This window comes from Streptomyces sp. NPDC056527, from assembly GCF_042794475.1.
Classification (GTDB): domain Bacteria; phylum Actinomycetota; class Actinomycetes; order Streptomycetales; family Streptomycetaceae; genus Streptomyces.
In genome coordinates, this window is the sequence record NZ_JBHTTQ010000008.1 from 1 (window position 1) to 18,417 (window position 18,417).

17 protein-coding genes are annotated in these 18,417 nt (G+C 71.5%); 9 read left to right on the forward strand and 8 right to left on the reverse strand.

Annotation, left to right across the window (positions count from 1 at the left end; translation table 11 throughout):
- Nucleotides 1-69 precede the first annotated feature (69 nt).
- A complete protein-coding gene (locus ACFQ7Q_RS06690; protein WP_383550917.1) occupies nucleotides 70-2,121 on the reverse strand; it encodes a discoidin domain-containing protein in 2,052 nt (683 codons plus the stop codon).
- A gap of 277 nt (nucleotides 2,122-2,398) precedes the next feature.
- Here ACFQ7Q_RS06690 and ACFQ7Q_RS06695 point away from each other — a divergent pair, with 277 nt between their 5' ends.
- A complete protein-coding gene (locus tag ACFQ7Q_RS06695; RefSeq protein ID WP_383550662.1) occupies nucleotides 2,399-3,205 on the forward strand; it encodes a pectate lyase in 807 nt (268 codons plus the stop codon).
- Here ACFQ7Q_RS06695 and ACFQ7Q_RS06700 read toward each other — a convergent pair.
- On the reverse strand, nucleotides 3,196-4,467 hold the full coding sequence (locus tag ACFQ7Q_RS06700; protein WP_383550664.1) for an MFS transporter: 1,272 nt from the start codon (nucleotides 4,465-4,467) through the stop codon (nucleotides 3,196-3,198). The genes ACFQ7Q_RS06695 and ACFQ7Q_RS06700 overlap by 10 nt on opposite strands.
- Before the next feature lie 106 nt (nucleotides 4,468-4,573).
- Here ACFQ7Q_RS06700 and ACFQ7Q_RS06705 point away from each other — a divergent pair, with 106 nt between their 5' ends.
- Nucleotides 4,574-5,089: a hypothetical protein gene (locus tag ACFQ7Q_RS06705; RefSeq protein ID WP_383550666.1), complete on the forward strand. Its 516-nt coding sequence runs from the start codon at nucleotides 4,574-4,576 to the stop codon at nucleotides 5,087-5,089.
- Here the strand turns inward: ACFQ7Q_RS06705 and ACFQ7Q_RS06710 are convergent.
- Nucleotides 5,032-6,477 carry a purine-cytosine permease family protein gene (locus tag ACFQ7Q_RS06710; RefSeq protein ID WP_383550668.1) on the reverse strand — a complete coding sequence of 482 codons (1,446 nt, stop codon included), beginning with the start codon at nucleotides 6,475-6,477 and terminating at the stop codon, nucleotides 5,032-5,034. The genes ACFQ7Q_RS06705 and ACFQ7Q_RS06710 overlap by 58 nt on opposite strands.
- 69 nt (nucleotides 6,478-6,546) lie before the next feature.
- Here ACFQ7Q_RS06710 and ACFQ7Q_RS06715 point away from each other — a divergent pair, with 69 nt between their 5' ends.
- Together ACFQ7Q_RS06715 and ACFQ7Q_RS06720 are read left to right on the forward strand one after the other, a co-directional pair.
- The gene (locus tag ACFQ7Q_RS06715) at nucleotides 6,547-7,266 is read left to right on the forward strand and encodes a TetR/AcrR family transcriptional regulator (protein ID WP_383550670.1); all 720 of its coding nucleotides are present in this window, start codon (nucleotides 6,547-6,549) and stop codon (nucleotides 7,264-7,266) included.
- 162 nt (nucleotides 7,267-7,428) lie between these two features.
- The gene (locus ACFQ7Q_RS06720) at nucleotides 7,429-9,051 is read left to right on the forward strand and encodes an amidohydrolase (protein ID WP_383550672.1); all 1,623 of its coding nucleotides are present in this window, start codon (nucleotides 7,429-7,431) and stop codon (nucleotides 9,049-9,051) included.
- A gap of 19 nt (nucleotides 9,052-9,070) precedes the next feature.
- On the opposite strand, the gene ACFQ7Q_RS06725 is transcribed toward ACFQ7Q_RS06720, so the two are convergent.
- The 4 genes from ACFQ7Q_RS06725 to ACFQ7Q_RS06740 form a co-directional block, all read right to left on the reverse strand.
- Complete coding sequence (locus ACFQ7Q_RS06725; RefSeq protein ID WP_383550674.1) at nucleotides 9,071-10,708, reverse strand: amidohydrolase; 1,638 nt, start codon at nucleotides 10,706-10,708, stop codon at nucleotides 9,071-9,073.
- Between the two features lie 108 nt (nucleotides 10,709-10,816).
- A complete protein-coding gene (locus ACFQ7Q_RS06730; protein WP_383550676.1) occupies nucleotides 10,817-11,512 on the reverse strand; it encodes a formylglycine-generating enzyme family protein in 696 nt (231 codons plus the stop codon).
- 5 nt (nucleotides 11,513-11,517) lie between these two features.
- On the reverse strand, nucleotides 11,518-12,486 hold the full coding sequence (bla, locus tag ACFQ7Q_RS06735) for a class A beta-lactamase (RefSeq protein WP_383550678.1): 969 nt from the start codon (nucleotides 12,484-12,486) through the stop codon (nucleotides 11,518-11,520).
- A gap of 61 nt (nucleotides 12,487-12,547) precedes the next feature.
- Nucleotides 12,548-13,483, reverse strand: a complete 936-nt coding sequence (locus tag ACFQ7Q_RS06740) for a hypothetical protein (RefSeq protein WP_383550680.1) — start codon at nucleotides 13,481-13,483, stop codon at nucleotides 12,548-12,550.
- 221 nt (nucleotides 13,484-13,704) lie between these two features.
- Here ACFQ7Q_RS06740 and ACFQ7Q_RS06745 point away from each other — a divergent pair, with 221 nt between their 5' ends.
- Together ACFQ7Q_RS06745 and ACFQ7Q_RS06750 are read left to right on the forward strand one after the other, a co-directional pair.
- Nucleotides 13,705-14,088 carry a hypothetical protein gene (locus ACFQ7Q_RS06745; protein WP_383550682.1) on the forward strand — a complete coding sequence of 128 codons (384 nt, stop codon included), beginning with the start codon at nucleotides 13,705-13,707 and terminating at the stop codon, nucleotides 14,086-14,088.
- A gap of 110 nt (nucleotides 14,089-14,198) precedes the next feature.
- On the forward strand, nucleotides 14,199-15,080 hold the full coding sequence (locus ACFQ7Q_RS06750) for an alpha/beta fold hydrolase (RefSeq protein WP_383550684.1): 882 nt from the start codon (nucleotides 14,199-14,201) through the stop codon (nucleotides 15,078-15,080).
- Nucleotides 15,081-15,180: 100 nt separating this feature from the next.
- On the opposite strand, the gene ACFQ7Q_RS06755 is transcribed toward ACFQ7Q_RS06750, so the two are convergent.
- Nucleotides 15,181-15,834 carry a Tat pathway signal sequence domain protein gene (locus ACFQ7Q_RS06755; RefSeq protein WP_383550686.1) on the reverse strand — a complete coding sequence of 218 codons (654 nt, stop codon included), beginning with the start codon at nucleotides 15,832-15,834 and terminating at the stop codon, nucleotides 15,181-15,183.
- 464 nt (nucleotides 15,835-16,298) lie between these two features.
- On the opposite strand from ACFQ7Q_RS06755, the gene ACFQ7Q_RS06760 reads away from it, so the two are divergent.
- From ACFQ7Q_RS06760 to ACFQ7Q_RS06770, 3 genes are all read left to right on the forward strand, one after another.
- The gene (locus ACFQ7Q_RS06760) at nucleotides 16,299-16,973 is read left to right on the forward strand and encodes a TetR/AcrR family transcriptional regulator (protein WP_383550688.1); all 675 of its coding nucleotides are present in this window, start codon (nucleotides 16,299-16,301) and stop codon (nucleotides 16,971-16,973) included.
- A 212-nt stretch (nucleotides 16,974-17,185) separates the two neighbouring features.
- On the forward strand, nucleotides 17,186-17,842 hold the full coding sequence (locus ACFQ7Q_RS06765; RefSeq protein ID WP_383550690.1) for a DUF6230 family protein: 657 nt from the start codon (nucleotides 17,186-17,188) through the stop codon (nucleotides 17,840-17,842).
- A 2-nt stretch (nucleotides 17,843-17,844) separates the two neighbouring features.
- A complete protein-coding gene (locus ACFQ7Q_RS06770) occupies nucleotides 17,845-18,303 on the forward strand; it encodes a DUF6114 domain-containing protein (protein WP_383550692.1) in 459 nt (152 codons plus the stop codon).
- Nucleotides 18,304-18,417 lie beyond the last annotated feature (114 nt).

Here is an 18,417-nt window from a genome sequence, read left to right on the forward strand (position 1 = left end):
GGGCGCCCCCGAGCCCCCCCCCCCCGCCCGGCCCGGGGGCCGTGCCTTGTCGCTCCGTCTCGCCGCGGCTCAGCCGCTGTAGACGCCCACCTCGTGGAGCGAGTACCCCCAGTCGGTGGCGCGTTGCACTCCTTGGATCCGTACGTACCGGGCGGTGGTGCCGGAGAATCTCGCCGTGTCCAGGCCGCCGTCACCGGCCTCCGTCGACCAGACGGTACGCCACACGGCGCCGTCGTCGGACACCTCGATGCGGTACGCCCTGCCGTACGCCCGCTCCCAGTCGAGCGTGATGCGCTTGACCAGCTGCGGCTGCCCGAGGTCGATCCGCAGCCACTGGCCCTCCCTCCACTCGCTCGCCCAGCGGGTGCCCCGGTCACCGTCCACGGCCCGGCCGGGTGCGTAGGTGACGAACGGGTTCCACCACTCAGTGGTGGAGGCGGAAGCCGCAGCGCCCGCGGCCAGGTTCACCCCGGCCCGATGCTGCTCGGAGGCGCCCCAGGTGTCGAGGTAGGACTCGGCGCCGCGGAACAGGTCGTCCACCACGCCCTGACCGCCGACCTTGCGGATGTCCTCGATCCAGTCCGGCACGAGCCCGACGTGCGAGGCGCCGTCGGTGTTCAGGTCCCAGGTGCGCTGCCCGGTGGTCTGCCGGTCGATGACCGAGCCGCCGTCGACGCTGCGGAAGGGGTACGTGACCTTGTTCGGCGCGTCGGCGCCGCGCGGGCCGGGCCAGCCGCCGACGCCGTTCATGTCGGTCCCGTAGCCGTAGCCGACCCCGTACTTCTCGCGCAGGGCGTCCTTGGCCTTGGCCTCCGCGCTGAACGCCTCGGATCCGTTCATGTACTGGGCGGCGAACCCGCCGAGCTTGTACAGCCGCTCGGTCCAGCTGCTGTCCATCCAGCTGTGCGAGGAGATCGCGCCGGGGTAGGACTCCGACTCCATGATGTCGAAGGCCCGGCCGGCGGCCTTCACACTCATGTGGTCCAGTTCCAGCATCATCTTGCGTTTCATCATCCCGCGCACCGCGTACTCGCCGAGATCGGTGAGTCCGCGGGTGTTGCACCGGGCGTCCTGGCTGTACCCGGGCACGCTCACACCGGCCGGCAGCTCCTTCTGCGCGTTCGGCGCCGCGGCCAGGCCGATCGGGTTGTCCTGCTGCGGGCCCGCGCACTGCTCGGTCTTCCAGAAGGTCCCGGTGGAGAGGAACTGGCCCACGTTGATCGCCGTGCCCAGCGCCCCGGAGTCGAAGCGGACCCCGCAGAGCGCGTTGTCGAACTTGTGGCACAGGAACATGCTGCGCACGCCCAGCCCGTGCAGCTCGTCCAGGCCGCGGTCGATGTCCGCCCGGGAGCACTGCGCGATGTCCAGGATCTGCTTGCAGCCGAAAGGCTCCGAGGTCTCGACGCCGAGCACCACGGCCAGCTTGCCCTGCGCGATGACCTCGCGGGCCTGGGCGCTGTCGGTGACGATCCGGAACCAGCCCTTCCCGGGGCCGCCGAACATCTTGTCGACGTAGTCCTGCATCTCGTACGTCTTCCTGGCCTGCAGGCGGATGGAGTCCATCTCGTCGCAGCCGCGGTCCTTGAAGAAGTAGACCGAGCAGATCACGCCGTTGGTGACCAGGTCGTTGACGAGGACCCGCTGGCCGCCGCGCCAGGCCCGCTCGACCCAGGCGTAGTAGTTCTGCTGGTGGGTCAGCGAGTCATGGGCGGGCCAGTCCTTGAAGGTCGGCCAGCCGTTCGGGTCGTGCTTGCCGTCGCCGCCCTTGGTGATGAAGTCGAAGATCGCGAGCGAGCCGTCGGGGTAGTGCTCGGGACAGTCCTTGAGCGCGTCGGCGACGCCCAGTTCGGAGAAGGTCTTGCCACAGATGAGGCGCCCGCCGAAGGCCTCGTTCGACATCAGGTGGTTGTGCGCGTCGACGAACCCGCGCACCTCGCCCTGGGCGTTGGTGCCCTTGAAGGGCTCGCCCGTGACGTTGACGGCGGAGTCGGGCTGGGGGCGCGCGGAAGGGTTCCACCAGCTCTCTTCGGCGGCGGAACCGGGTGCGGGGCCGAGCAGCATGGCGGCCACTGTGGCCAGGAGCAGCGACAGGACGGCCAAGGCCCTGCCTCTGGCGGTCATGGAGCTGCGTGGGGGGCGCGTCAGGGACATCGCTCACGTCCTCGGTCGACGGGTCGGCGGCGCGGCGTGTGAGTTGTCATGTTCCGCGCTGAGGGTGTGACGAGAATCCCGACTGCCGCGACCCGAGTCAAGAGTCCGGGACACTTGACCTGATGGACCGTCGGATCGAGCCGACGCAGAGAAGGGATCCCGATTCCCACGGCAACCTTCGGCCGACCGGTGACGACAAGGAGGCGCAAGGAACGAACAGACCCCCCACATCGAAGGCATGGGATACATGAGCAGACACAAGAGACGGCCCAAGCGCGTCGTCGTCCTCTCCGCGGCCGCCGCCACGCTCGGGCTGACCACCGCCGTGCTGGCGACCACCCTGATGAGCCCCGCGAGCGCGGCCGGTGCCTGGCCCAAGGCCAAGGGTGACAAGCCGGTCACGAGCACGATCGAGGTCTCCGGGACGTACGACGGCAAGCTGCAGCGCTTCCACGGGAGCGGCGCTCTCGGCGGGGACGGGCAGGACGAAGGGCAGGCCCCGCTCTTCAGGCTGAAGGACGGCGCCGTCCTCAAGAACGTCGTGCTCGGCTCGCCGGCCGCCGACGGGATCCACTGCATGGGCAGTTGCACGATCCAGAACGTCTGGTGGGAGGACGTCGGCGAGGACGCCGCCACCTTCAAGGGCACCTCGGCGGACTCCGTGTACTCGGTCTACGGTGGCGGCGCCCGCAAGGCCTCCGACAAGGTGTTCCAGTTCAACGGAGCCGGCAAGCTGGTCGTCACCAGGTTCCAGGTCGCCGAGTTCGGCAAGCTGGTGCGCACCTGCGGCAACTGCTCCAAGCAGTACCGCCGTTCGGTCATCGTCAACGACGTGGACGTGACCGCACCCGGCAAGTCGCTCGTCGGCATCAACACGAACTACGGGGACACCGCCGCCCTGCGCAACGTCCGGATCCACGGTGACGGCGGCGGGAAGATCAAGCCGTGCGTCCGCTTCCAGGGCAACACGACGGGCAAGGAGCCCGTCGAGCTGGGCAGCGGTCCCGACGGCACGCACTGCAAGTACACCGCCACGGACATCAGTTACGACTGAGGCATCGACGCCACCGGCGCCCTGCGTGCCGGTGGCGTCCGCTCGTGGCCCGCCGGGCCCTCGCCGGGGTCGAGGGGCTGATGACGCTGCGCCCAGCGGACGGCCAGGGGTGCGGCCAGGCCCGTCAGTGCGAACAGCGCACCCATGACGTACCACCCGGGTCGTCCCCAGGTGATGCAGAGCGCGATGAGCAGTCCGGGCCCGAGGGTCTCGGCGAGACCGGCACCCAGACCGAAGACGCCCAGGTACTGGCCGGTGGCATGCCTCGGCGCGAGGGCGAACGACACCTCGAAGCCTCCTGCGGCATGCCAGAGTTCGCCGACCGTGTGGACGACGACCGCGGTCATGAGCAGCGTCACGGCGGCCCATGTCGGCGCTCCGGCGGAGAGCGAGATCAGCGAGCAGGAGACGAGGAAGGCCACACCCGATCGTCGGTAGGCGGCTCCGCCGGCGACGGGGGAGTCGACGGCGCGGCTAGCGCGCACCTGGCAGGCGATGACGATGACGGTGTTGACGAGCATCGTGCCCGAGATGAGCCAGCGCGGTGCGGTGACGGCCTCGACCAGCCAGAGGGGGATGGCCACGGTGAGCACCTTGAACTGGATGGCCATGATGCCGTCGAGAGCTGTGAGAAGAAGATAGGGCCGGTCCCGCAGGGCGACCCGGCGCGGGCCGTCCACCGCGGGGACGGGTGCGACCGGCGGCAGGAGGACCAGGACCGCCGCGGAGGCCGCGAAGGCGACCGCGTTGCCGACGACCAGGAGTTGGTACGCGGTGTGGGTGCCCACCTGGACCACCCAGCCTGCCAGCAGGGCGCCGAGCGAGATGCCGATATTGGTCACCGAGCGGAGATACGCGCGGAACCGCTGCGGCCGGTCCCCTCCGTAGTGCCGGATCAGTGGACTGCGCGCGGCCAGGCCCGCCGCCTGCGCCCCGGTGGCCGCGCAGACCGCCAGGACGAACGTCCAGAAGTCGTCGGCGAACACGAAGCCGGCCGTCGCCGCCGTCCGGACCACGAGGGTGATCGCGTAGACACCGCGTGCGCCGTGGGTGTCCGCGAGGCGGCCGACGGCGATGCCCACCGCGAGCGAGACGAATCCGGCGATCCCGAGCCCGAGGCCCACCTGACCCGCCGGAAGGTGCACCGCCTGGGTGAAGTACAGGACCCCGGCGGTCAGATAGAGACCGCTGCCGACCGTGTTGACGAAGTTCGAGGCGGCGATGACTCGTTGAGGTCCGGTGTCAGGCAACAGAGGAGGCATGACGGGGCTCCGCGTCCAGGGCAGGTGGTAAGGACCCGGACAGCTTCTTGCATATTACTTGCAACAGCAAGAGGGAGGCGGAAAGTGCCCCCCGTACGCTGGTGGCATGGACCGGAACCGGAGGCGCGACCACAGGCCGGCCCGGCGCGCGCGGGTGGGCGCGGCCGGGGCGACTTTCCTGCAGGGCGTGGTTGTTGCCGGAAGTGGCGTGGTCCTCGTGGGGTTCTTCTCCGCGCGCCGGAAGGAGTTCGGCGCCCTCATGGAGGCCGCGGCCGGAGAGGTGACGGCGCGGGGCGGGCGGGTCGTGGGGGAGGTCGTCCAGCGCCGGGGCGTGTCCAGGGGCGGGGTGCGGCTGATGGGCTCGCCGTACTCCTCACGGACCGTGCTCGGCTCCGGCAAGGTGCGCGAGGCCGTCGAGCTCTGCGAGCGGACGGGGGCAGACGCCGTCGTCTTCGTGACGCCCCTGACGAAGCATCAGCGGCTCGTGCTGAACGAGGTCTTCGGTCGCCCCGTGGCGACGCTTGCCGACGCCCTCCGCGCTCCCGCCCCGACCGGTATCGACGTTCAGGCGCCCGCGCGGGCCGCGCGTACGGAAGCGGAGTTCCGCATCAGCAGCGCGTAGACGGCGGACGTGACGACGATGCCGGCGGGCAGCGCGAGGTCCACACCGGCCAAGGCGGCGGCGACCGGGCCCGTGTACACCGTGTTGACGCAGAGGGCGGCCGCGGTCACGCCCGCGCCGAGCGCGACCGCGCCGGCGCCGTTGACGCCGCCGGAGTACCAGAACGGGCTTCCCCGGGTCTCGTCCATCAGCGCGCGACCGTCGTAGCGGTTGCGGCGCAGCAGGATGTCGGTGGCGTAGAGGGCCATGGCCGGGCCCAGCAGGACGACGGTCAGCTGGAGCACGTTGCTGACGGTGTCCAGGAAGTTGGACACGAGCAGCGCGTACAGGGTCAGGGCGGAGGCGACGGTGCCGTCGACGATCACGCTGAGCGAACGGCGGATGCGGATGCCGACGGCCTGGAGGGCGAGACCCGCGCTGTACGCGGTCAGGGCGTTGATCGAGATGGTGCCGAGGACCAGGGCGATCAGGAAGACCGGGTAGAACCAGCCGGGCAGGATCTCCTCCAGCGCGGTCTGCGGGTCGGTCATGTCGACCGCCGTCGCGGCCAGTGCGCCGAGCGAGCAGACCACGACGCTCGGCAGGAAGCCGCCGAGCGCGGTCCAGCCGGCGACCGCCCGCGGGGACGCCGTACGGGGCAGATAGCGGGAGAAGTCCGCGCTCGTCGTGTACGAGAGCGGGCCGGAGGCTATGACGGTGACGCCGGCGAGGAGGGTCGCCCACAGGTCGACACCGGTCAGCGGCGCGTCGGGTCCGTGGCCGAAGTCCGCGCGCATCAGCACCGCGTAGGCGACCACGCCGAAGGCGGCGGTGAGCGCGATCGTGATCGGCAGGTACAGCTTCACGATCAGGGCGTGACCGTAGACGCTGATGGTCAGGGTGAGGGCGGCGATGGCCAGGACGACGGCGGTCTTGACCACGGTGTTCGTCGGGAGGCCGATCTTGTCGACGAGGGCGAAGGCCGCGCTCGCGGCGGCGGCCAGGTTCAGGGCGAAGTAGCAGACGGAGATCATCCAGCCGGTGACCGCGTTGTTCACACGGTTGCCGCGGATGCCGTACATCGCGCGCGTGATCACCTCGCTGGGCGCGCCCGCGGCCGGGCCCGACGTCGCCAGCACTCCGGTGAGCAGCCAGAACAGATTGCCCACCACGATCACCAGGAGGGCCTGCCCCAGGCTCAGGCCCATCAGGATCAGAGCTCCGCCGATGACCAGGCTCAGGTAGTTCACATTGGCCGCCGCCCAGATCGCGAACAGCTCACGGGGTCGTCCATGACGCTCGGCATCGGGGATGTGATCGATGCCGTGGACCTCGACCCTTCCCGCCCGGTCGGTGACCGGCGGCGCGCCATCGGCGCCGTGGCGCGGGTCGGGGATGGTGGAAGTCATGAGGTCCTCCGGATACGTGGGGTGCGCACCTGCTTGCTTATTGGTCGCACACTCAATAGCATCGCCGGTATGTCGTCAAGCGTCCAGCGCAAACGAGTTCGCAAGTCCCCGGAGGCCCGACGGGCGGAGATCGTCGAGGCCGCTGCCCGGGTCGCCCTGACCGAGGGCCTCGAAATCGTCACCCTCCGGCGCATCGCCGAGGAGCTCGACGTACGCCCCGGTCTGATCAGCCACTACTTCCCTTCGGCGGAGGATCTCGTCGCCGAGGCGTTCAGTACCGCGGCCACCGGCGAGCTCGACGCGCTGCTGCCCGCCGAGCGGTCCGACGGGACCCCCACGCAGTACCTCGCGCGCTACTTCGCCCTCTCCGTCGGCGAGGCGTACGACGACATCAGCCGGCTCTGGATCAACGCCCGGCACCTCAGCCGCTACCGGCCCCTGCTGCGCGACCGGGTCGCCGAGCAGGAGCTCGCCTCCGACGACAGGCTGGAGGGGCTCATCCGGGACGGCGTCGGCACGGGGGAGTTCCGTACGGACGACCCCCGCGCGACGGCGATCCAGATCCTGGTCGTGCTCGACGGCCTCGGCGCCCACGCGAACACCGACCGCAGCAACCGGCCGGAGGTGGTGACCCGGATGGCCGTCACCACCGCCGAGCGCGACCTCGGCCTGGCGCGCGGCACCCTCGACCCGGCCGCCCCCTCGGCGGACACGGGCGCCGGCGAAGTCCCCGGCGCTTCGGCGCCCACCGCGGCCTCGACCTCCACCGACGCTGACGGCGACCTCTAGCCCGGACGCCGACGGCAGCCCCACGCCCGCCGGGCCTCTAGCCCGGACGCCGACGGCAGCCCCACGCCCGCCGGGCCTCTAGCCCGGACGCCGACGGCAGCCCCACGCCCGCCCCCACCGACCACTGCCCCACCCCTCCTCCCGCTTCTTCCTGGAGCTCTTGTGCGCACCTCTCTCGTCCTGCTCTCCGCCCGCCTGCTCGACCCGGTCACCGGCCACCTCCTGCCGGAGACCGCCCTGGCCGTGGCCGGAGGGCGGATCGCCGCCCTGGGGGACGACCGCGAGATCCGCGCGCTCGCCGACTCCTCGACGACCGTCGTCGATCTCAAGGGAGCCGTCGTCACCCCCGGCCTGACCGACGGCCACCTCCACCCCGTCTCCGGGGCCGAACTCACCCACGGCCTCGACCTCTCGGGCTGCGCCGACCTCGCCTCCGTACGCGAGGCCCTCGCCCGCGAGGTCCGGACGCTGGAGCCCGGTGCATGGCTCTTCGGCTGGGGCCTGGACCCCAACGCGTTCGGCGACCGGCCCGTCGAATCGGCCGCACTCGCCCCCGTGCTGGACGGCGTACCGACCCTGCTCCAGCTCTTCGACGCCCACTCCATGCTCGCCAGCCCCCGTGCACTCGAACTGGCCGGAGTCGACGGACCCCGGACCTTCGACCAGGCCGCCGAAGTCGTCTGCGACGACTCGGGCCGGCCCACCGGCCTGCTTCTGGAGGACGCCGCCTGCGAGCTCGTCGAGCGCGCGGCGCCCCAGCCCACGCACGCCGAACGCCGTGACCGCCTCGCCGCCGCGCTGCGCGCCATGGCCGCGGCCGGCCTGACCGGCGGGCATGCCATGGACGCCAACGGCGAGAGCCTCGCCCTCTACACCGAACTCGACGCGGTCGGCGCGCTGCCCCTGCGCCTGCGCGTCGCCCCCTGGTGCCAGCCGGGAACCGACGCAGAGGGGCTGCGCGCGCTGATCGACCGGCAGGGCACCGGCGGCGCGCTCTGGCGGACAGCCGGCGTCAAGCTCTTCATGGACGGCACGATCGACAACGGCACCGCCTGGCTCGAGCACCCGGACTGCCACGGCGAGTCCACCCACGCCTTCTGGCCCGACCCCGCCGCCTACACCCACATCATCGGGGAGCTGCACCGGGCCGGGGTGCCCACGGCCACCCACGCCATCGGCGACGCTGCCGTCCGGCACGTCCTCGACTCCGTGGAGAAGGCACAGGCGGGCGACCGCAGCGGGGTGCGGCACCGCATCGAGCACATCGAGAGCGTGCCGGACGACACGCTGCGCCGCTTCGCCGAGCTCGGTGTCATCGCCTCCATGCAGCCCACGCACTGCTGCGACTTCACCCGCGCCGACCACACCGACAACTGGTCCCGCCGCCTCGGCGAGGAGCGGGCCTCCCGTGCCTGGCGCTGCCGCGACCTGCGCGACTCCGGAGCGTCCGTCGTCCTCGGCTCCGACTGGCCCATCGCGCCCTTCCCGCCGCTGGGTGTCATGGCAGGCGCCCGGCACCGCCGCCCGAGCCGCGACCTCGCCCAGCCCCCGCACGGCCCCGAGCAGGCGCTCACAGCCCTGGAAGCGCTCCAGGGGATGACCGTCGGCCCCGCGTTCGCGGCGGGCGAGGAGCACGAGGCGGGCCGGCTGGTCGTCGGGCACCGCGCCGACCTCACTGTCCTCGCCGACAACCCGCTCACCGTCGCCGCCACCGAACTGCCGGACCTGCCCGTCCTGCTCACCGCCCTCGACGGCCGGCCCACCCACCGCGACACGAGCCTGTGACCCGACCGACCGGACCGGCTCAGCCCTCGTAGACGCAAGCACCGCCGACGTACGTGGCCTCCACGCGCAGCCCCGCCAGTTCCGAGGCGGACACGGCGTAGGGGTCACGGTCGAGGACGACCAGGTCGGCGAGCCCGCCCGGCCGCAGCGTCCCCGTGTCGTCGAGTCCGTTGACGTACGCGGAGCCGGCCGTGTAGGCGGTGAGCGCCGTCGTGAGGTCGAGCCGCTGACGCGGCAGGAAGACGCGCTCCGGGTCACGGCCCGGCTCGACCCGGTTGACCGCGACGTGAATGCCTTCCAGGGGAGCGGCGGAGCTGACGGGCCAGTCGCTGCCCGCCGCCAGCCGCGCGCCGCTGTGGTGCAGATCCAGGAAGGGGTACTGCCACCCCGCGCGCTCCGGGCCGAGGAACGGGATGGTCAGCTCGTCCATCTGCGGCTCGTGGGCCGCCCACAGGGGCTGCAGATTGGCGACCGCGCCGAGCTGCGCGAAGCGGCGGATGTCGTCGGGGTGCACGACCTGGAGATGGGCGAGGTGATGACGGTTGCCGCGCTGTCCGTTGGCCTTCCCGGCGGCCTCGACGGCGTCGAGGGCCTCACGGACGGCGCGGTCGCCGAGCGCGTGGAAGTGCACCTGGAAGTCCAGGGCGTCCAGCTGGGTGACATACGCGCGCAGCGCGACGGGATCGACGAAGCTCAGGCCGGCGTTGCCCGTGACACAGCCGCAGGAGTCGAGATACGGAGCGGTCATGGCGGCCGTGAAGTTCTCGGCCACACCGTCCTGCATGATCTTCACCGAGTCGGCCCGGAACCGGCCGTGGCGCAACGCCGCGCGCCGCTCCACGAGGTGGGGTATCTGCTCGGCGCCGGCCTCGCGGTCCCACCACAGCGCGCCGTTGACGCGAGCGGTCAGCAGACCGCTCTCGGCGGCCGTCAGATAGGTCTCGGAGACATCGGGATGGCCGCCGTAGGAGCCGAGGATGGCGTCCTGCCAGGCGGTGATGCCGTACGAGTGCAACAGGCGCTGGGCGCGCTCGAGTCCGGCCAGCAGCTCCTGCTCGGTGGGCGCGGGCACGACCCGGCTGACCACGAGGACCGCGCCCTCCTGCAACATGCCCGAGGGGGTGCCGTCCGGCTCGCGTTCGATGCGCCCGTCCGCAGGGTCGGGCGTCGAGGCGGTCACGCCCGCCAGCTCCAGTGCGCGGGTGTTGGCCCAGGCACCGTGGTGGTCCCGGTTGGCCAGGAGCACCGGGCGGTCGGGCACCAGCTCGTCGAGCATCTGCCGGGTCGGCAGTCCGCCGGGGAAGCTCTCGATCGACCAGCCGGCACCCGTGATCCAATGCCTCTCGGGATGGGCGGCGGCGTAGGCCGTGATCCGCCGCCGGTACTCGCCGAGATCCGTGGTCCCCGAGAGGTCGCAGGCCCCCGACTCCAGCCCGGCGTACACCGGATGCACATGCGCGTCCTGGAATCCGGGCAACAGCGCGCGCCCCGCCAGGTCCACCACCCGCGTGCCCGGCCCGACCAGCTCACGCGCCTCCTCGTCCCCGCCGACCGCCACGATCCGCTCCCCGCTGACGGCCAGAGCGGTGGCACGGGGTGCTGAGGGATCCATGGTGAGGACGGCACCCGAGAGGAAGACGAGATCCGCGTGACGCATGGGGAGTTGCTCCTTGACGAGGTAGTACGAGTTGGTACGAGGTAGCACGTGGTGCTTCGGAGTGATGCTGATGTCGGCGAGGGCCGTGGTCGCGCCGCCCGTCGGCGATCAGCGCGGGGCGGGGTCCGCGAGGGAGCGGGCGACGCGGAAGCCCACGTCGTCGACGCGGAACGTCGGGTGGCTGCGCCGGCGGGCGGACGCCCGGCAGCTCCAGTGCTCGTCGAACCAGCCCCCACCGCGCAGCACCCGATAGGACCCGTAGACCTCGGGGTCGTAGACGTCCCAGCACCAGTCCCAGACGTTGCCGATCATGTCGTACAGCCCCCACGCGTTGGGGCGCCTGGTGCCCACCTCGTGAAGACGTTCGTCGGAGTTGCCGCGGTACCAGGCGATCTCGTCGAGCGGCCCGTAGCGCGGGCCGTCCGAACCGGCGCGGCAGGCGTGCTCCCACTCGGCCTCGGTCGGCAGCCGGTATCCGTCGGCCGACCTGTCCCACTCGATGCCGTCACCCTCGCTGTCATCGTCGATGCGGTAGGCGGGTGCGAACCCTTCCCGCTCGGAAAGGGCGTTGCAGAACCGGACGGCGTCCCACCACGACACCCCCTCGACGGGCAACCGCTCCCCGTGGGCGGTGCCGGGCCGCTGCCCGGTGACCTCCGCGTAGCGGTCCTGCGTGACCGGGAAGCGCGCCAGCTCGTACGGGGCGACCTCCACCGACCAGCGGCGTTGCGTCCGGCGGTCCGACAGCGTGACCTGCCCGGCGGGCACGGGGACCAGGGCCGTGTCCTCCGTCTGCTTGCTCACGCGCGTCATGACAGGGACTCGGCGACGACGGCGGCCGCGTCGGCGATCAGTTTGTTGTCGTAACGAGCCTCCTGGGTGGGGCGGTTGGACAGGACGGCCAGGACGACGGGTGCGCGACCGGGGGGCCAGGCGACGGCGATGTCGTTGCGCGTGCCGTACGTGCTGCCCGCGCCGGACTTGTCGCCGACGACCCAACCCTTGGGCATCCCGGCCCGGATGAGCTCCGTGCCCGTGGTGCTCGTCCTCAGCCAGGTCGTCAACCGGGCGCGTTCGTCGGGGCCGAGGACGTCCCCCAGGACCAGGGCGCGAAGGTCCTGGGCGAGGGCCTTCGGCGTACTGGTGTCTCGTGTGGCGCCCGGCGCCCATTCGTTCAGCTGCGGCTCACGGCGTTCCACCCGGGTGATCCGGTCGCCCCACTCGTCGAGCATCGCGTCGAGCCTCTTGGGGCCGCCGAGTCGGTCGAGCAGGAGGTTGACCGCCGTGTTGTCGCCGTGACGCACGGCGGCCTCGCACAGCTCGTTCAGGGTCATCCCGGTCCCCACGTGCTTCTCGGTCACGGGGGAGTGGTCCACCAGGTCGCCCCGCGAGTACGTGACCTTCCGGCCCATCCCGCCCGAGGTGTAGGTGCGCAGTACGGCGCCGGCGGCGAGGGCCTTGAAGGTGGAGGCGTAGGCGAAGCGGGCGCCGTCGTTGTACGCGACCTCACGACCGCTGCCGGTGTCGATGGCGTACACGCCCAGCCGTGCGTCGTACCTGCGCTCCAGCTCCCGCAGACGCGCGTTCACGGGCATCGCCGCCGCACCGCCCGCGGACGCGCGTGGTGGTGAGGGGGGTGGCGACGACGGCGTGGCCGGGGTGCCGCCCCGGCCGCAGGCCCCGAGCGGGACGAGGGTGAGGGCGGCGGCAGCGGCCAGAAGACAGCGCCGGGTGCGGCCGACGGGGTGGGCGGGGGTGCGGTTGCGGACATGCGGCATGGCCCCCAACCTACCGACACCGCCGATCAACCGCGGTGAGCGGCGAGGCGGTTTGCCCGGCTCAGCGACCGGGGGAGCGGAACCCGCCGAGGGCCGCGATCACGGAGTGGCGGACGGACTCCGGCGAGGATGCCTGCATCCAGCCGACCCAGTCGGACGACGGTCCCTGCGACCAGTGCTCCAGGGCCTCACTCCTCAGCTCGGCGAGAGCCTGCTCCGCGAGGACCGCAGGGGGTGCGAACCGTCCGCCCGCGACCCGTACATGCTCCTCCCAGCGGTCCTGCCAGAAATCGACCGTCCAGCCCGGCCAGCGGGCCGCCATGTCGTGGGCTCCTGGTACGGCGTCGAGCAGCCACCAGCCGACCCGTCGCCGCGCGGGATCGACATGGATGCCGGAATCGGCGGCAAGCGCGTACACGCCGTGATCCGGCGCGTCGGTGAGCCGGTCGACGAGAGCCGGACCTTCGGCGATCGGGTGGTCGTTGACGCCGGAGAGGACGTGGCAGCGGCCGGCGTCGCCGATCGTGAGGACACGGACGAGGGGGTCGGGTTCCTCCAACTCGTCGTCCCCCAGGTCCAGGGCCGAGTCCGGGTAGACCCTTCGAGGAGGTTCACGTACCTCTTCCGGGTCCAGGCCCAGACGGGCGGCGAGATCGGCAGCGCCGTCGCACGTCCAGCGCAGCTCCCACCCCTGCCAGGCCCGACGCAGCAGCTCCCAGGTGGCAGCGCGAAGACGCATCTGTGTGACCGGACCTTCCCGGGCGAAGAACAGAAGGGTCTTGCTCCGCAGATCGATCAGCGCCCCGGCCTCGCAGATCCCCTCGTCGCGCCACCGTCCCTCCACCCGGCCGCGTGAGCGGAGCAGAGGCACCACGACATCGGGCCCGGCCAGCAGGTCGAGATCGAGGCCCACCGCTCCGAACCGTGCCTCGTACACCTCGTGACGGTCCGCATCGCCGTCCTCCGGCACCACCACGTACGTCGCCCAATCGGCCATGCCGGGAATGATCCCCTGCGCCGGACCCGGAAGCCCAGCGAATTCCGCGAGCCCGGCGTGCCGACGGTGGGATCCCGGAGCATTCTGGAAGCAACGGAAGGTACGGGGAACGTACGGGGGCGGATCGAGTACGGAGAGAGGACACCATGACGGCTCCTCCCAGCGGTCCGCAATGGTCGGCTCAGCCGCCGCCAGGCCCGCCGCGACGGCGCCGCACGTGCTTGACCACCAGCCTGATCGTCCTCGTCGTGCTCGCCCTCGTGTTCGTCGGTGGGATCGTGGCGGTGGTCCTCTCCGTCGACGACCCGGGGAGTGACGATCCCGACGGGCCGCGTGGCGACGTGCGGATCACCGCCTGCCAGGTCGACGCCGTCACGAAGTGGCCGCATGCGGACGTGACGGTCACGAACCGCAGCGGCAAGCCCAGCGACTACCTCATCGGCGTGGAGTTCGTGGTGCCCTCGGGCGACCGGGTCGCGGAGGCCGACACGACCGTCGATCACCTGGCGCCGGGCCAGGTCTCGCAGGGACGCGCGCAGAGCCTGTCCCAGGTCACCGGCACCGTGGAGTGCAGAGTGACGGACGTGATCCGCACGGCCTCGTGACCGCCGCGACCCTCCCCCCTGCTTGTTTCAGGGGATTCCCGAGCGAGCGATGACTTCCTGAGGCGGAGACGGTCCATACCCAAGACACCGTTACGTCGGAAGGAATGGTCATGGTTGATGTCGAGACCCGTACGATCGAGGCCGTCGGCGCCACGCTGCGCTACGACATCCGGGGGAGCGCGGACGGAGCGGCCGCCGGTCGCACCCCGCTGTTCATGATCGGCTCGCCCATGGATGCCACCGGCTTCGCGACGCTGGCCTCGCACTTCACCGACCGGGTGGTCGTCACGTACGACCCTCGGGGCGTCGGTCGCAGCGACCGTACCGACGGCGCGACGGAGTCGACACCCGAGGAGCACGCCGACGACCTGCGGCGAGTCATCGAGGCGCTGGGCGCGGGGCCGGTGGATCTCTTCGCGAGCAGTGGCGGGGCGGTGAACGCCCTCGCTCTGGTGGCGGCGCACGGAGACCTGGTGCGCACGCTGGTCGCGCACGAGCCGCCGACGGCGCAGGTCCTCCCGGACCGGGAGGCCGCGCTGGAGGTCTGCGCGGACGTTCACGCCACGTACCTGCGGGAGGGGATGGGGCCCGCGATGGCGAAGTTCTTCGCGGTGGCGAGCCGCAAGGGTCCCTTCCCGGCGAACTGGGCCGACGAGCCGGCTCCCTCACCGGCCGACTTCGGGCTGCCGACCGAGGACGACGGCTCGCGCGACGACCCGCTGCTGGGTCAGAACATGCGCGGCTGCACGAGCTACCGGCCCGACATCGACGCGCTGCGTGCCGCGCCGACGCGCATCGTCATCGCGGCCGGCGAGGAGTCCGAGGGAGAGTTCCCCGCCCGCGCCGCGGCGGAGATCGCCACCGGGATCGGCACGGAGCTGACGCGATTCCCGAGCCACCACGGCGGATTCCTGGGCGGCGAGTTCGGTCAGCAGGGAGCGCCGGCGGACTTCGCGAAGACCCTGCACGAGGTGCTCGACAGCGATCGCTGACGCACCGTCACGGCGTCGAGCACTGCCGTGGAGACGAGGGTTCCCCGGACCCGAATCGGTCCGGGGACCCACGTCTCCTTGATTGTGTGGCCGGTCGCGGTCAGTTCACGAAGACCGCGGCGCCGCCCTGGGTGATGTCCTGGACGGGGCCGTACTTCGCCGAGAAGTAGCCGTTGGCCGGGCAGGTGCCCGGGCCGCTGGCCTTGGTGAACAGCTGGTTCGTGAAGGTGAGCGAGTTGTCGGTGTTGGAGGGGGAGGCGGTCAGGCCGGTGGCCCGGTAGACGCAGGTCGTCACGCCCAGGACGGTGTTGATCTTCAGCGTGGTCTGGATCGGCCCGGTGCTGCCCGCGCTGACGGTGAGGCTGCCGCCGGAGGTCACGGACGTGGTGTACGGCAGGTTGTTGACCGTGATGCTCTGCACGCCGGTCGCCCCGAAGATGTTGGTCGTACAACTGCTGAGGGTGTGGGAGTTGAGCGTCTCGGTGGCGGTGCCGGGCGCCGCGGGGTTGCCGGTGACGGTGGCCGAGAAGCCGGAGGCGTTGCAGGTGATGCCGGTGCTGCCGCCCGAGGTGGTGGCGATCTTGGCGGTCGTGCCGGAGGACAGCGACGCGGCGACGACATCGCCGACCGCGACGGCGGGGCCGCCCGCGCTGCCGGTCGTCAGCACACTGCCGGCCGCGGTGGCCGCGGACGTGGCCGCCAGGACGGCGGCGACGGCAGCACCGGCGGTGGCTGACAGGGCTCGCTTGTTCATGGTGGGGGTCCTTTCGATCCAGCGGTGAGGGTGGTGGAACTCGGCACAGCCGGGGGATGCCGGACATCGCCGAGCACGGCTCCCAGCGGCGTCCGCCGCTGGGGTTCGGCGGGCGTGGGCGAGGGGGAGCGCGGGTGAAGGGGAGCGAGGGAAGGACGGCGCGGCCGGGCAGCGTGGGGTGCGGACGCGGCGGAGTACGCCGATCAAGGGGGAACGCGGCTCGTACGGTCGTGCGGGCGGTACGCGATCGCCGCCGGGCCGATCCGGCGCCACGGATCGGCGGAGCGTGTCGCGGGACACGGAGGAGCGTGATACACGGAGGAGCGGGATAGGCCGTGCGGTGTGCGGTGGTGGAGACGATCCCGTCTCGTGGAGCCCCTCCACCGGACACACGAGAGGAAAACCCATCAGGGTTGTAAACCTGTCGAGTATGTGACGTCAACAGCCCTGGAGGGATGTGGCCGATGAAGAGCGCTCGCCCGACCGAGGAGCGGCAGATCCTGCCGGGAGCCCGTACGGGCCGCGACCCGGAACGTTCCCTGCGCCCGGGGCCGCGCCGGCTGACGCCCGAACAGGTCGCGTCGCGGCAGCGGGAGAGGCTCCTCGACGGAGTCGCCCGTACCGTCGCGGCCAATGGGTACGGCGGTGCCCGGATCAGTGACATCTGCGCCGCCGCCGGAGTGACCCGGCCGGTGTTCTATGCCCTGTTCACGGGCAAGGAGGACGCCGTGCTGGCCGCGTACCGCGGTGGTACGCAGGTGGTGGTGCGGGCCATGCAGGAGGCCTACGACGAGGCGGGCGGCGGAGCGGAATGGGCGGCGGCCGTACGGTCCGGACTGCGAGTGATGCTGTCACTCCTGGGCCAGACGCCCGCCTTCGCGAGGATGGTGGTCGAGATCGAGTGCGCCGGGCCTGCCGGGCGTCGGGCACGCGCCGAACTTCTGGCCAGTTTCCGCCGGTTCTTCGTGGACGCGCCTCCCGCACCGCCCGACGTGGAGAGGGACGAGCTGGTGGCCACCGTCGTCGGGGCCGTCTACGCGGCGGTGCACCGCGCGGTCGACGAGGACCGGACCGGGGAGCTCCCGCGACTGCTCGACATCCTGGTGCATGTCGTCGTCTCGCCCTTCACGCGTCCCTGAGCGCCCCAGCGGAACCATCGACACCGATGAGCAACACCCGCTATTCGCACAGTAGTTGACTCTGGAGTAATGACGGGCGTACGGTCCGAGAGGTTCCCTGCGGCATGCCGCCTCGGCACGAGTCCGAGGAAGACCCGGGCAGGTTGGGGAACCGTCCGCGCCAGGACATCGCCGCCACAGGTCTGTTTCCTCACTCATGTCAGGAGCACCTCATGGCTCTGTCCGAAGACTCCACGGACACCACCTCCTCCTTACCCCTGGGCGACGGCTCCGAGCGCCGCGGCAGAGTGCGCTTCCGGCGCGCGGCCCTGATGGGCGCACCCGCCTTCGCGATCGCCTCCACCCTCGTCGTCCTCACCGCACAGGGAGCGCTCGCCGCCCAGTTCGCCATCTCCGGGATGCCGTTCACCGTGACGGCAGACACCCTGCAGGGCACCGGCTTCGGTCAGTTCGGGGGCCTGGACAACATGCCGGAGGGCAGCCCCAACGCCGGCGACACCGGCGGGCAGGTGCTTGTCATCATCACCGCCATCCGCGAGGCGGAACTCACCAACCTCTGCCAGAGCGTGGAGCTCGGCGGCACCTTCCTGCACATCACCGCGGGCAACAAGGGCACACCGGTCAAGGCGTCGGGCCTGACCACCGACTCCACCGAGATCTCCGGCAAGCTCGCCGCGTTCGACAACATCGAGATCGGCGGCGACGCCAGCACCTTCGACAAGCCCCCGGTCAAGGGGCCGCTCGGCGTCTTCGGCCAGCAGGCCGACACCGTCACCATCAAGAACGTGCGCCAGACCAACTACGCCACGACCGCGACCCGGTTCACCCTGCCCGACCTGCACATGAGCTTCAGCTCCAGGGGCTGCTGACGATGACGGCCGGGTCGGAGACCACCGTCGAACCCGCGGACACCGGCCCGCCCGCCCCGAGCGGCCGGCACCCGTGGCGGACGTTCCGCCGATGGCGCCACCGCCGCCCCTTCGGAGCGGGCCTCGCCGTCGCCCTGGGCGGCGTCGAGATTCTGTTCACCCAGCAGGCGAGCATCTCCGTCATCCTCACGGCGGGCGCGGACAGTCTCGTCGGCTACGTACTGCCCGTGATCATGATCCTGTCGGGTGTGCTCATCGTCCTCAACCCAGGTCAGCGGCTGTTCTACTCGATCGTCGCCGTCCTGGCCTCGCTGGGAACCTGGGTCACGTCGAACCTCGGCGGCTTCTTCGTCGGCATGCTCCTCGGCCTCGTCGGCAGCTCACTCGCCTTCGGCTGGCTGCCGGACCAGCCGAGGCGCCGTCGGCTCCGCGCCAGGGCCCGCCCTGAGAAGCGGGCGTAAAACCCGACCGATACGTGACCCGCGCACCCGCCGGGCGCCGGCTCCAAAGGGCCGGCGCCCGGCCTCACAGCGGTGGTGGGCGGCCGGGCGCGGCCCGAGCGCTTCCGTCCGCAA